Genomic DNA, 14,595 nt, shown 5'->3' with positions numbered 1-14,595 from the left:
AGCTTCATCCCATCTTCTCGGTACTGAAAACCGACCTCTTTGAACACATAATTAAAACCTAAGCGAAACAGAGTAGGGAATTCATTTTGTCAGTGGAAAGGGGTGAACAGGCAACATGTATACCAAAGAAATGCTGATCACCGATCCGGAGCGAAGTGGTAAAAGGGTAAAGGCAGTCGTTCGCAATTATGTTACTGCCGACTTTGAGGAACTCATTCGCATTCAGGCGGAGAGTTTCCCTCCTCCTTATCCGGAAGAACTGCTCTGGAGTCACGAGCAGCTCACCAGTCATGTACAGCATTACCCGGAGGGTGCCATCTGTATTGAAGTCGATGGAGAGTTGGCCGGATCAATGACCTCGCTACGGATGCAGTGGGACCCTGCACATCCAGCAAGTCATACCTGGGCCCAAGTAACGGATGACGGTTATATTCGTAACCACCAGCCGGATGGCAACACGCTGTATATTGTTGATCTCTGTGTTCGTCCAAAGTACCGCAAATGGGGACTGGCTCAACTTATGATGCAGGCGATGTACCACCTTGTCATCGCTCAGGGGATGGATCGGTTACTGGGTGCTGGTAGAATGCCGGGTTATCATCTGGTTGCAGACCAACTGTCTGCGCAGGAATATCTGAACCAGGTGGCAGCGGGAGAAAGACGTGATCCGGTGATATCGTTCCTGCTTCGTTGTGGGCGCATGCCAGTTGGTGTGACAGCGGGCTATCTGGACGATGAGGAATCCTGCAACTATGCAGCCCTGATGGAGTGGCGGAATCCGTTCAGATAAAGAAATGTTAAACGAAATACATCATCAATCTAGGGGGTATTTATTCATGGAATTCACGCGTATTACATCCATTAAAGATCCATTGTTTGCCCAAATGCACAAGTTGATGCAGGAGATTTTCCCGCGGGAAGAAGTGCTTGACTTCCCCCTGTGGGAAGAACCACTGGAAGATCCGGGTATTCGGGTGTTCGTGGCTGTGCATGAGGGACAGGTTGTTGGAGCGACAGAGTACCGTTATTACGAGGATTGGAACGTAGCCATGACGGACTTTACGATTATTGGGCGTGAAGGTCTGGGGATCGGCAGTTTCCTGGCGAATAACCGCAAGCGTGATCTGCAAAAGCTGGCTGCAGCAAACGGGAAAGAATTGTTCGGTATGTTTGCCGAAATCTATAACCCTTATCTGAGTCAGGATCATGAGTTTGGCGGCATCAAGCCGATGGACCCGTATGTGCGTCGCGAAGTGCTGTCCCATCTGGGATATCAGCGTCTGGACTTCCCGTATGTTCATCCATCCTGGCAAGGTGACGGTGAAGCAGTTGGCGGATTGGATCTGTGTTTCATGCCAGGCGATGAGTCGCTTGATGAACTGCCAGCCAGTCTGGTGGCTGATTTCCTGAATCGATATTATGCAGTGCTTCCTAACAAACCACAAGAATGGCTTGCCATGGTAGAGCAATTGACTGCTCGCAAGTCGGTTGCGCTACTGCCGTTGTAAACTGGACGGGATAGAACATTAAATCATAGTGGCGTTGCAAGTACCTTGAAGAATGATGACAGATGCAAAAAGCCCGTAGAACAGGCCATTATTGGACCTGCTTTCTACGGGTTTTTTCTATTTAGTTCAAGGTTGAGATTGAGCCAATGTAAGTTGGTTTTAAAATATTTTCTTTAAGAAGTGGTGAATGAGCTCATGGATCTCTGTCACATGTGTTTCGAGAGCAAAATGCCCAGTATCAAGTAAATGCACTTCTGCAGATGGGATATCACGCTTATAAGCTACAGCTCCAGCAGGAAGAAAGGCGGGATCATTTTTACCCCATACAGCTAGAAGAGGAGGTTGATAACTGCGGAAATAAGTCTGAAATTCAGGATAAAGATCCACGTTTGTTCTATAATCGAGGATTAAATCCAGTTGGATTTCTTCAGCTTCCGGGCGTGACATGTAGGCAATATCCAGTGAATATCCGTCTGGTGAAACAAGGCTAGCATCAGTTCCATGAAGATACTGAAAGTTACGGATAGTTTCAGGGGTTAAGGAATCACGACATGCTTCACGATTTTCAGGTGTTGGAGAGTGCCAATACATCTCCCAAGGTCCCCATGCGTCACTAAACCCTTCGACATATGCGTTGCCATTCTGACTAATAATGGCTTGAACTTGTTCCGGGTGAGCCACTGCCAAGCGATAACCGACAGGCGCCCCATAATCAAACACATACATTACATATTTCTTAAGAGCTAATGCTTCAGTGAAACCTTCAATAACTCGAAACAGGCTGTCAAATGTGAAGTCAAACTGACTACGCGGTGGAGTTGTTGTGCGACCAAACCCAGCAAGATCAGGGGCAATGACACGGTATTGTTCTGCGAGTTTGGGAATAAGGTCGCGAAACATATGACTAGAGGATGGAAACCCGTGTAATAGTAAAATAACTTGGCCATCCTTAGGCCCGGCTTCACGGTAAAAAACTTCGACATCTCCAACTTTCTGGTGCTGATAACTAATCTTCATTTTTTACATCTCCTTCTGGATTCATTAAGAAGTCCAATATTATTTCTCTTACTTACTTGTAGAACTGGTGATGACGTGTTTTTATTGTATAATTAAACTATTCATTTGAATAACGAATAGATTGAATGCTAGCTATTTTAAATCGAAATACAAAAGGGTGAAAGATATGATAAATTCCTTAGAGGGTCGTTTTTTTCAGGCATTTATTGCTTTGCTTGAAGAGAAGAGTTTCAGCCGAGCTGGGGAGCGCTTAGGTTATGTCCAGTCCACAGTAACAACTCATATTCAACAGCTGGAGAAGATCTGCGGACAGAAGTTGTTTCATCGATTTCCACGAGGGGTGGAACCTACGGAAGCTGGAAAAGTATTTTCCAAATATGCTTATCAGTATGTCCACTTAAGTGAATCCCTTAAAGAAAGTATGAATGATATGAATGAGCCGTGCGGAACAATAAATATTAGACTACAGGAATCCTTTTTTCTTACACGCATGCTTCCATTTGTACAGGAATATACGAGAAACTTTCCAAGCGTAAATTTACGTGTTGAACAAGGGGCGCATCAAGATATTCTAAAAAGTGTGCTGGATTATGCCCTGGATTTTGGCATTGTTCCTCAAAACCCTGAGCGACATGACATTCTCTTTTATCCGATTATGGAAGAGACTATTGTTTTTGTTGCATCTGAGGATTTGGTTCGGAAAGTGGAAAGTGTAGGGGCGCAGATTTTAAATGACGAGGTGTTTATCAGTAACGGCACATCTTGTTTGTATCATACGACTGCTGTAGATGTTCTAAAGAATGAAGGGATTGTGGTTAAGGATGCGTTAGAGCTTTCAAGTCTTGAGATGATCAAGGAACTTGTATGCTGTGGTAAAGGTTTTGCCTTGGTCCCTAAAATAGCGATCAAAAACGAACTAAAGATGGGTAGATTAAAAATTCTTCCTTTTACTTCTAAAATAAGCTTTACGCATGGTCTGATTGTTCATAAAAATCGAGAGCTTAGTTTTACTGCTGAAAGTTTCCAATCGGAACTACTGAAATATTTTAAAGAATATTGATCCATCAGCTCTTGTAGCCTTCTGAAATGGAAAAGGGTTGAATACCGATTGTGTGTAATTCAAATAACGCACATGTTCATCCTTGCAGGATTGATCATGTACGTTATAGATGTGTAATCTTGAAGAAACTTCAGTACTTGGTGATTCACTATGAAGCTCTTTTTAGAATATTAGAAAAATAAAATCAGTTCGCGTCCTTTCGATCCGGTAGTTGGCTCAAATAACTGTTGGACAAGTGTGCAAGATCCAATGCCCGATCATATTGTTCCTTCGTTATAAACCGTGAAGAGGGCACCACACTGTTATTGGGCGTGGCGAATGCTGGAGATTCCCCATCTCCCGAATTCTTCAGTATTTCTTCTGAAGGAACATTCATCTGCTGTTGCTCGGCATCTTGTCTGCCCGCATCAGCTAGGGAATAATGCGTCCCATCCCCGTATCCTTTCGCCGGTATGAAGAGAGAAGCATCGTTTAGTACCGACCCGGAAGGAAGGTAATAACGTTCGGGTAGGAGATTTCCACCTTCGTGTAACAAATCCTGTCCGAAGTGTAATTGGTCCTTCAGCGATACTCCGGTGAGTCCGGCAATCGTTGGCAGAATATCCACCTGGCCTCCGATCTGTTCCAGTTGTACACCCGGGGTAACACTCGGGGCCGAGATAATGAGTGGAATATTAATCATATCTGCTGATGTGTATTCCCGACCATACAACTCTTTCATAAGGACTTTGTCATCCCGATCCAGTGAGTAGATAGGAAGCCCCAGGTGATCCCCGTACAAGACAAACAAGCTATTTTCCCATAATCCCCGTTCTTTCAATCCAGCAATCAACTGTCCAACTGCCTCATCCGCATAATGCTGTGATATCAGATAATCACCGGGCAACGTATCCTTGTAACGCTCTGGCAGCGTCAGCTTCACCTTGTTTTTAGGCAAAGTGTACGGGTGGTGGGCTGACATGGAGATGATATGGGCATAGAAGGGATCGCCCGAAGACTGCATGGAGTCCAGCTTATCCAGTGTTTTGGAATACAGTACTTCATCCGAGGCCGAAAAGGCGATAGAGTCCTGTGTGCCGAAATAATTAATATCATAATACTGGTCGAATCCAAGTGCCTTGTATAACTGATCCCGATTCCAGAAACGAACATCATTTGTATGGAATGTAGCTGTCTGATATCCGTTTGCTGACATCAGCTTAGGTAGACTCGGCAGAGCTTTATCCGCATATACAGTTGTTGCTGCCCCGTTCGGCGGGGTGTAGAACGATGTGTTCACAACAAATTCTGCATCCGATGTATTTCCCTGTCCCACTTGCTGATAAAAGTTCGGAAAATACAGGCTCTGTCTAGCCAATTGATTCAGATTAGGCGTAATCTCTTGTCCATCTACCTCTAATCCAATCAGAAAGTTCTGAAACGATTCCAACTGGAGCATAATCACGTTGCGTCCGCTCGCGGCACCCTGCTCCACAATTGCAGGAAGTTCGGTCGTTTGTTTCAGCTGGTCGATGTCAGTCTGATCAATGTGAGCGATGGGCACAGGTTTATCAGGTCGATCCAGGATGGTATACGCCTCGTAACCGAGGATGCCCATCTGTTCTGCTTGTGTAAGCTCACTCATGCTGGCCCGATTGGGATAGATATTAAGCATGCACAGGATCATGGACAAGGTCAGTATGACCGAGGCAACCCTTCTTCTGGCACGTCGTTCAAGCGGAATGCGATTCGGACGTTCTGTACTCCCGAGTTTGATCCGACGACGAATGAGTATCCCTCCAATGATGAGAACGTCTGCAAAAATAAACAAATAATAGGGGTCAAGCAAAGAGAACATGCTGCTCTTGACCGAGGTCACCTGATTCACCTGTGCCAGCGCGTGATAGTTAACGATTACACCATAATATTTGTAGTACATGATGGCAGCAAAGAAAATCCCTGAGAGCAGCAAATTCATGGCAAGGTATATCCACATTCGCCGCTTGGCAGCAAACCACTCGATTAGACAGAAGCCGATCCAGATGAGCGGCAATTCGGTCAGCAGTGGTTTCCAGACAGGGATGTCATCAAAGATAACAATCCAGGCCAGTGAACTTTTGATCATCATGATAATGGTAAAGAATATAAACGGTCCGCTTAGAAATCGGGTGAGTGAACTGCGTGACAAGGTACCGCCTTCCCTTCCGAAGTTTCATTTAACAAGTATTATCCTATCTGAGCATGGCTGTGTCAAAAATGAGAGCCTTCTACAATTGACGGCAAAAAACCTCTTCCATGCAGGAAGAGGTTTGAAAAAACAGGGGCCACTGCGATAAAAGCCAGATGCGACCCAATTTCGTTATTCTATAGTGTACGTTGTGACGTAAGAAGGTCTGGGGAACATGGTGGGCTTCTGTGCGGTCAGGCCTTCGCTTGTACTGCGGTTACGGTGAGCGTGACTATATGCTTGGGATTCCTGCCAGCCTTTGAAGTGTTCCTCCGACTGCCAGAGTGTAAGTACGACATATGTGTCATCTTTCAGAGGACGAAGCACACGAATACCGACAAAGCCAGGCTCGTCTTCTACCTTGCGGGCACGGTTCTTAAACCGTTCTTCAAAATCGTTACGACCATCCTCTGTGACAGGGATATTGTTGAGAACAGCATAACCACCGCCAGTCCAGGAGCCTGCGGCATCGAAAGCTTCATATGCGGCTATTTTATCATCAGACTCAATATTCATCAGGCGTTCTGCGGATTCAATAGCCAGACGCACGTGCTCTTCGCTTCGCAAAGTCAGATGCGGGTATGCAGCAAGTGCATCCGGAATCGGTGAAGGAACCAAATAGATATACATAGAAGCTGCCTCCTTATTAAGTACATTCTATCTCAACATAGCATATGGGATTGTGCGAGTCCAATCGGCGGATCAACTGGTTTGAGTACGTCTTTTCATGATAAAGTATAGTCACTACAAACAGAACGGGTGATCGTATGACAACAACAATTCGGATATCGGTTAGACCTTTGGTGGAGTATGTGTACCGCAGCGGCAGCATACGTCCAGGGTTCCGTACCAATGCCTCGATGCAGGAGGGAACTCGAATTCATCAGCGGGTACAGAAGGAGTACACGGAAGAGGATTTAAAAGAGATTGTGCTCGAAGCTGAGATTCAACATGGGGATCTGACCTATGTGGTGGAGGGACGATGTGATGGCCTGATCCGGTTGGAGGGTCAGTTGACGGTGGATGAGATCAAATCAACTGCGGGCAATCTGGATGATCTGGGAGAAGGTCTTCCCGTACACTGGGCGCAGGCGATGATGTATGCCTATATGTACGCCGTTCAGCAAGACGAACCACGTATGCAAGTTCAGTTGACGTATGTGCATTCGGTTACCCATGAAGAAAGACGGTTTCGCCGAATGGCAGAACGACAGGAACTGGAGCAGTTTGCGGCAGAAGTGATTGCCGGTTATGCGCCATATGCAGAGATGATCGCTGCATATGAAGAAAAGCGTGATATCAGTGTGAAAGAGCTGCCGTTTCCTTTTCGCAAATACAGGGAGGGACAGCGAAAGCTGGCAGGAGCCGTTTACAAAACAATCCGTGAGGGTCAGGGATTGATGGCCAAAGCACCAACAGGCATTGGTAAAACGATGTCCGTACTGTTCCCCACGGTCAAAGCGATTGGCGAAGGCGAAGCAAGCCGATTGTTCTATCTGACCGCGAGGACGACGACACGGGTGGCGGCAGAAGAAGCTTTTGCCCGGATGCAATCGGAAGGATTGAAGATGCATGTGATCAGTCTGACCGCGAAGGACAAGATTTGTTTTAAGGAAGAAGAAGCTTGTGATACGGGGCAATGCGGCATGTGTGAAGGGTATTATGACCGTATTAACGGTGCTGTGCTGGACATGCTGGAACATGAGACGTTGATGACACGTCCGGTCATCGAGCAGTATGCGCGCAAACATCGGGTGTGTCCGTTTGAGTTTTCACTGGATGCGGCATATGCAGCCGATGCGGTGATCTGCGATTATAACTATATTTTCGATCCACGGATCTCTCTGAAAAGAATGTTGGAGGAGCAGAAACGCAAGACGGTGTTACTGGTGGACGAGGCTCATAATCTGGTCGATCGTGGCCGAATGATGTTTTCCGCTGAGCTGGAGAAGGCAGTATTTCTGGATGTGAAAAGAGAGTTCCAGTCGCTGGACAGCAGTGTGCCTGCTGCCAAAGCCATTGTTGACTACACCGGGGCCATTGATAAGTATCTGATTACCCTTCGGAAAAACGGTGGAGAAGAAGGAAAGATCATCCAGCAGGAAGCACCGGAGGAACTGATTGAACGACTGGAGCCTTTTGTCATGGTTGCGGAGCAATGTCTTGTTGAAGGTGGTTCAGGGAATGCCGAGACGGATCAGCTGCTGTTGGATGCCTACTTCACGGCACAGAATTTCCTGCGTATTGCCAAGCTGTATGATGAACGTTTTATTACGTATGCAGAGTGTGTTCGAAGTGAAGTGAGAGTGAAGTTATTCTGTCTCGATCCTTCGGTACTGCTTCGTCAGACGGCCAAAGGATTCCGCTCCCTCATTCATTTCTCGGCGACATTGTCACCCCTTCGCTATTATCGGGATATGCTGGGTGCAGAGGAAGAGGATTATACATTGCAGATTCCATCACCATTTCAGCGCGAACAATTGGATGTGAGACTCCTGCCCTTATCCGTGCGTTATAAGGACAGGGAACAGTCCCGGCGCCCCATTGCGGAGATGCTGCAACAGCTGGTAAGTGAATGGCCGCGCAGCAATCTGATGGTCTTCTTCCCTTCCTACCCTTATATGCGCGAGATATATGAGACCTATGCACAGCTTCCAAGTGAAGCGGATACGGTTATACAAAAGCAAGGCATGAATGAACTGGAACGGGAGCAGTTTTTGGATGGTTTCCAACCCAATCCTGAACGAACACGATTGGTATTTGCTGTCATGGGTGGCGTATTCTCGGAAGGTGTCGATCTGCCGGGAGACCGCTTGAATGGCGTCGTTGTGGTAGGTGCGGGGCTGCCGCAGATTGGTCTGGAGAACAACGTATTACGTGATTACTATGATCGGACAGGACGCAACGGATTCAATTACGCCTATATTTTCCCGGGTATGAATAAGGTGCTGCAGGCGGGTGGACGGCTGATTCGGACAGAAGAAGACAGGGGTGTGTTGGTGCTGGTCGATGATCGTTTTATCCAGGAACCGTATCGTTCCTTGCTGCCCGAGGAGTGGCGGGACTATAAACGAATTTGATGAAAGAACTATGAATGAAATGATGCATGTATATAAGTTGAACTAATCATTTACACGATAACGGAGAGGACAGAAAAAACCTGAAAAAGCGAAGCGTTCGCCTAAAAGCTTTCTGAAAGAAAGCTGCATCGGAAGCATACGCTATCCTCGGATTTTCCCCTTCGAAAAAGGGAATCAAAAAATCTGGGGATAACAGCGATTGGAAGGTTATTCTGTCATCGTAGTATCAGTGTAAATAATCTTTGTTAAGCTTATACAGCATATATTTTTTGATTTTCTTTCCTTTATATGATTGAAGGGTAGGGTGAAAGGGTTATAACTTGGTTAGCAACGAACGAACAACGGCGATTACCCTATCCGTTCCGCGGTCCGCTTCGATAGCAATCAAGGAGGTCGGTTATAATGAAGAGAAATCATACCATGATGCAGTTTTTTGAATGGCACCTGGCTGCAGACGGAGATCATTGGAAGCGACTGGCTGAAATGGCCCCGGAATTGAAAGCCAAAGGCATTGATACGGTATGGGTGCCTCCTGTGACCAAAGCCGTATCAGCTGAGGATACAGGTTATGGTGTATATGATCTGTATGATTTGGGTGAATTTGACCAAAAGGGTACCGTGCGTACCAAATATGGCACCAAGCAGGAACTGATAGAGGCCATTGCTGAGTGTCAGAAGAACGGCATTGCCGTCTATGTGGATTTGGTTATGAACCACAAGGCTGGGGCAGATGAGACAGAAGTCTTCAAAGTGATTGAGGTTGATCCGAATGATCGGACGAAGGAAATTTCTGAGCCGTTTGAGATTGAGGGCTGGACCAAATTCACATTCCCGGGTCGCGGGGATCAATACTCCTCTTTTAAATGGAACTCTGAACACTTCAACGGCACGGACTTTGATGCCAAGGGAGAACGAACAGGTGTATTCCGCATCGCAGGAGAGAATAAAAAATGGAATGAGAATGTTGATGATGAGTTTGGCAACTATGACTATCTGATGTTCGCCAATATAGATTATAACCACCCGGATGTTCGGCGCGAGATGATCGATTGGGGGAAATGGCTGATCGATACCCTCCAGTGTGGTGGGTTCCGGCTGGATGCGATTAAGCATATCAACCATGAATTCATTAAGGAATTCGCAGCAGAGATGATCCGCAAACGTGGTCAGGATTTCTACATCGTAGGCGAGTTCTGGAATTCAAACCTGGATGCATGTCGTGAATTCCTCGATACGGTAGACTATCAGATCGACCTGTTTGACGTGTCTCTTCACTATAAGTTGCATGAGGCTTCGCTTGCAGGTAGAGACTTTGATCTCTCCAAAATTTTTGATGATACCTTGGTTCAGACACATCCTACCCATGCGGTAACTTTTGTAGATAACCATGACTCCCAACCTCATGAAGCATTGGAATCATGGATTGGAGACTGGTTTAAGCCAAGCGCCTATGCGTTGACGCTATTACGTCGCGATGGTTATCCGGTTGTATTTTACGGGGATTATTATGGTATTGGTGGACCTGAACCTGTGGATGGCAAAAAAGAAATCCTGGACATTCTGCTGTCTGCCCGTTGCAACAAAGCGTATGGAGAGCAGGAAGATTACTTCGATCACGCCAATACGATTGGCTGGGTACGTCGTGGCGTAGAGGAAATCGAAGGTTCCGGTTGTGCAGTGGTCATCTCCAACGGGGATGACGGTGAGAAGAGGATGTTCATCGGAGAGCATCGTGCTGGTGAAGTCTGGGTGGATCTGACGAAGAGCTGTGATGATCAGATTACCATTGAGGAAGACGGCTGGGCCACCTTCCATGTGTGCGGTGGAGGCGTCTCGGTATGGGCCCTTCCTGAACAGAATGAGGACTGCGCTGACGCTGAGTAACGGCATGTGCCAGGCAGGATAAGAAAAGGTACACCGATTGGATATGAAAACAGTATATAGGATAGATCGTTATCGTTAAACCATCTGAACAGGAGAGAGAGCATACCTGTGTTCAGGTGGTTTTTTTGCATTTTTCTAGGTGCAAGTGAGACTTCATCCTAACGAACCGAGGGCACCTTATTTGCACTGAATTAGCGTTATTGGAATTCTAACGAATCTCAGTAACCTTATTACTCTCAAAAACGAATGAAATAGCGCCAATTGGAGCAACATCACCTGATTAACGCGTTTGAGATTCGTTAGAATACTGGTAACTCGGATTTCAGCCGAATAAGGTCTCTCAGATTCGTTAGCTTAACGTGGGCTAAGTGTCGCCGCCATACGCAAACGAATGACTGCTACAAGTAAAAACATGAAATGAGAAAGAAACAGTTCGGTCCCACATCTTAATACATGGTACAATAATCCAAATATGGAGTGTTAGAAAACAAAATGAGAGAACGTAATAAGCGATATTCTTTGCAGAAGATTGGAGAAGAGGAGGGGCGGCATGAGTCCCAAAAGAGAGATGAACCGTTTCTTCCCGTTAGTCATGTACCTATGTGTAATAGCCGTGTGTCTGGGGGCTTGCAGTTTGGGACCAAACCAGGGGCCAGCGGGTGAACCGAAGCGAACCGATGAGTATACGTTGAATTCGGAGCGAAGAGATTTGAATGAGCGGGTTACGAAGAACCTTGAGTCTTTTCTGATGAACTCGCCAGATGATTATAATTTGACAGCAACGGTGGATGTGAGTCATGAATCCGGAGTTGATCGGATTACTTATGAGATTTTGGTGAATGAGGCTCGGGTGCCCATGGTTAATGTCATTCAGTCCTTCACCCTCGATCCCAACATGATAAATCGAATAGATGCCGGAGCGTTATTTCATTCCAATGTGAGCAATACACACGAGATTAGTTTAGAGTCTGACAAGGAACCGCTTGGTTTGAGTCTGAGCAGAAGTTATGTCTTGAAACCAAAGGCGGAGATCGACAGCAATATCCTCCAGCGTTATGCAGATATGTATATCAAAATTTCCTATGGCCCAAATGATCAGCGAACGGAAGATTATTTTCATGCTCAGGCCGAGCCGTCTCCAAGGACGATTGAGTATATGAAGTCATTGGAGAGAGATTAGATTAATAGAAAGGCAGCATCCACCAGTTCCGTATGAGGAATCTGAGTAGACGCTGCCGGTTATCTATTTGAGATAGTAAGGTTATTACTTTTCAAAATACTGATTCATCGTATCCCACATTCGATTGAACTCACTTCGTTCCATTGAAAATGCTCCAGACTTTTGTTTACCTACTCCAGTTCAAATGATTCCAACGTGCCAACCATCCGCAGATCATACTCGCGGTTGAATTGTTTCCGTTTGTCCGCATCCGCGTACTCGTCATGATAATGCATTAGTACAGTTTTCTGTCTCACTTCGGCAGGCAGTTGTTCCAAATCGTTCAGTGAAGTGTGTGACTTGATGACCAGATCGTGCATATGACATTCATGGAAAATCAGCTGCACATCAGCGGCAACTTGCTCCACCCGTTCCTGGTCGAGTGTACTGTCAGCACTGTAATAGAAGTAAGGCTTGGCGAGTAGCCCATTGCTGACCATACCGGGAACATGTTGCGTCCGAAACGTCTCAAACGTCACGCCTCCCAGTTCGAATGTGCCTCCATCTGGCAGGGGAACGACATCGTAGTAATCGCTCATGGTACGTTCACCATCCGTTGTGTAGCGCATGCCGGGGGATAGAATGTTCCAGAGCGGATCTACCAATTGTTCGTGGATGAACAGACGGGGTTTGCGATCGCCTACGATCTGTGCGTAATAACCTAGCATCTGTACACCATTAATATGATCTTCATGTAGATGCGTAATGAACACGTTGTGGATATCGGTCATGGCGAATCCATATTCCTTAAGTGCTTTGGCATTTGATTCTGGAAAATCAATGACCAGATGCGTGTCTCCGAATTCAGCCAACATACTATTGTGGTGCTGCTCCACGCTGAACATGTCTCCTGTGCCGAGAAAAGTGATTTTCAATTCATTTCATCTCCTTGTGTGATCTTCAGATCAGCATCCTTGCGTTAAATCCAGTATACCTTGTTCCCGAATATATGCCTAAATCAACCTTTTTTGATAACGCTATCATTTTATATTGAACTTTGATGATAAACAGTGTAGCGTAAAGATGGGAAGTGAACCCATATGAACGTAAACTCACCTAAAGGGAGCGTGCGAGGCGAATGAAATCTTTTCTGGATGAACAATTTTTGCTGCACAATGAAACGGCGATCAAGTTATATGAGGATTATGCCAAAGACATGCCGATTATTGATTATCATTGCCACCTCAGTCCTCAGGAGATCTACGAGAACAAAACCTTTGGCAATCTTACAGAGGCTTGGTTATACGGTGATCACTATAAGTGGCGGCTCATGCGCGCAAACGGAATTGAAGAGCAATATGTGACCGGCGGCGAGGGAGTAACCGATTACGATCGTTTCATGGCTTATGCCAAAACGGTACCGATGATGATTGGTAATCCACTGTACGCCTGGTCTCATCTGGAATTACAGCGATATTTCGGCGTCTACGAAGTATTGAATGAGACAAGCGCACCGGCCATCTGGGAAAAAGTAAATGCCAAACTGAACAGTGACGGATTCGGTGCACGCGATCTGATTACCAAATCCAATGTCACTGTTGTGTGCACAACCGATGATCCAACGGATTCTCTGGAGTATCATCTGAAAATTCAGGAAATCGAAGGCTTTGATACGGCGGTATTACCTTCTTTCCGCCCGGATAAAGGCTTGGAATTGAACCGGGATACCTTCGTGGAATGGGTGGGCAAGCTGTCGCAGGCATCTGGCACTGCCATTTCAGATTATGAATCCTTCCTTGCTGCGCTGGAGTCACGTGTGGAATTTTTCCATTCCGTCGGCGGCAGAGTCTCTGACCATGCACTTGATTATGTTCCTTACGGCGTGGCTACACGCGAAGAAGCAGCTGCCATCTTTGCAAAGGTACTTGCGGGTCAGAAGGTAACTCGTGAGGAAGAGGACAAGTACAAGACGGTAACGCTGACGTTCCTTGGCAAACTGTATGCAGATCGGGGCTGGGTGATGCAGTTCCACATTAATGCAGCCCGTAACAACAACACACGGATGTTTGCCAAACTTGGGCCGGATACTGGTTACGATGCCGTGAATGATACGCCGCTTTCCGCAGCGATGATTGGATTGCTCGACGCTTTGGAGCAACAACAAGCACTGCCCAAAACGATTCTGTATTCTCTGAATCCAAGGGACAACGAAGTGCTCGCGGCGATCATCGGCAGCTTCCAGGGCGGGGGTATTCCGGGCAAAATCCAGCTTGGTGCAGCCTGGTGGTTTAACGATACGAAGGATGGCATGTTAGCCCAGATGAAAGCCCTGGCGAATGTAGGTCTGCTCAGCCGATTTGTCGGCATGCTAACCGATTCACGCAGCTTCCTGTCCTACACCCGGCATGAGTATTTCCGTCGTCTCGTCTGCAACCTCATCGGTGAATGGGCCGAACAAGGGGAGGCACCGCAGGATATGGAGTTGCTCGGTCAGATCGTACAGGGTATTGCCTACAACAATGCAAAAGAGTATTTCCCGTTTGCCTCAGTGCCTAAAACAGTCTCTGCTTCACAGTCCTGATGAGTAACAAACGCACCTAATCATGCAATTTATGCAATAAGAAGATTCTTTTGTGTCTACTTTTCAATCGTAATAAAATGCTCCCCTTCCTTACCTCCGG

11 protein-coding genes are annotated in these 14,595 nt (G+C 46.4%); 7 read left to right on the top strand and 4 right to left on the bottom strand.

From position 1 onward, the window contains the following. Positions 1-115: 115 nt before the first annotated feature. Positions 116-790, top strand: a complete 675-nt coding sequence (locus NST38_RS28650; protein WP_341344244.1) for a GNAT family N-acetyltransferase — start codon at positions 116-118, stop codon at positions 788-790. Positions 791-836: 46 nt separating this feature from the next. Beyond that, positions 837-1,508, top strand: a complete 672-nt coding sequence (locus NST38_RS28645; RefSeq protein WP_282319989.1) for a GNAT family N-acetyltransferase — start codon at positions 837-839, stop codon at positions 1,506-1,508. A 159-nt stretch (positions 1,509-1,667) separates the two neighbouring features. On the opposite strand, the gene NST38_RS28640 is transcribed toward NST38_RS28645, so the two are convergent. After that, positions 1,668-2,525, bottom strand: coding sequence for an alpha/beta fold hydrolase (locus NST38_RS28640; protein ID WP_339190817.1), 858 nt, complete (start codon positions 2,523-2,525; stop codon positions 1,668-1,670). 166 nt (positions 2,526-2,691) lie between these two features. Here NST38_RS28640 and NST38_RS28635 point away from each other — a divergent pair, with 166 nt between their 5' ends. Further along, positions 2,692-3,585 (top strand): LysR family transcriptional regulator, encoded by an 894-nt coding sequence (locus NST38_RS28635; protein WP_341344243.1) that lies wholly within the window; start codon positions 2,692-2,694, stop codon positions 3,583-3,585. 184 nt (positions 3,586-3,769) lie between these two features. On the opposite strand, the gene NST38_RS28630 is transcribed toward NST38_RS28635, so the two are convergent. Together NST38_RS28630 and NST38_RS28625 are read right to left on the bottom strand one after the other, a co-directional pair. After that, positions 3,770-5,692, bottom strand: coding sequence for an LTA synthase family protein (locus NST38_RS28630; protein WP_445933729.1), 1,923 nt, complete (start codon positions 5,690-5,692; stop codon positions 3,770-3,772). A gap of 231 nt (positions 5,693-5,923) precedes the next feature. Next, positions 5,924-6,421: an antibiotic biosynthesis monooxygenase family protein gene (locus NST38_RS28625; RefSeq protein ID WP_076253722.1), complete on the bottom strand. Its 498-nt coding sequence runs from the start codon at positions 6,419-6,421 to the stop codon at positions 5,924-5,926. Between the two features lie 137 nt (positions 6,422-6,558). Here NST38_RS28625 and NST38_RS28620 point away from each other — a divergent pair, with 137 nt between their 5' ends. From NST38_RS28620 to NST38_RS28610, 3 genes are all read left to right on the top strand, one after another. Then, positions 6,559-8,871, top strand: coding sequence for an ATP-dependent DNA helicase (locus tag NST38_RS28620; protein WP_076253721.1), 2,313 nt, complete (start codon positions 6,559-6,561; stop codon positions 8,869-8,871). Positions 8,872-9,273: 402 nt separating this feature from the next. After that, the gene (locus tag NST38_RS28615; RefSeq protein WP_076253720.1) at positions 9,274-10,755 is read left to right on the top strand and encodes an alpha-amylase; all 1,482 of its coding nucleotides are present in this window, start codon (positions 9,274-9,276) and stop codon (positions 10,753-10,755) included. Between the two features lie 550 nt (positions 10,756-11,305). After that, positions 11,306-11,935: a hypothetical protein gene (locus NST38_RS28610; RefSeq protein ID WP_143781307.1), complete on the top strand. Its 630-nt coding sequence runs from the start codon at positions 11,306-11,308 to the stop codon at positions 11,933-11,935. Positions 11,936-12,105: 170 nt separating this feature from the next. Here the strand turns inward: NST38_RS28610 and NST38_RS28605 are convergent, their stop codons facing one another. Continuing rightward, positions 12,106-12,849 (bottom strand): MBL fold metallo-hydrolase, encoded by a 744-nt coding sequence (locus NST38_RS28605; RefSeq protein ID WP_076253718.1) that lies wholly within the window; start codon positions 12,847-12,849, stop codon positions 12,106-12,108. A gap of 203 nt (positions 12,850-13,052) precedes the next feature. Here NST38_RS28605 and uxaC point away from each other — a divergent pair, with 203 nt between their 5' ends. After that, positions 13,053-14,495, top strand: coding sequence for a glucuronate isomerase (uxaC, locus tag NST38_RS28600; RefSeq protein ID WP_036612908.1), 1,443 nt, complete (start codon positions 13,053-13,055; stop codon positions 14,493-14,495). Positions 14,496-14,595 lie beyond the last annotated feature (100 nt).

Origin of the sequence: Paenibacillus sp. FSL H8-0104 (assembly GCF_038050215.1) — a bacterium.
GTDB classification, from domain to species: domain Bacteria; phylum Bacillota; class Bacilli; order Paenibacillales; family Paenibacillaceae; genus Paenibacillus; species Paenibacillus amylolyticus.
Note: the sequence above shows the minus strand (reverse complement) of the source record. Positions and strands in the feature narration are given on the sequence as shown.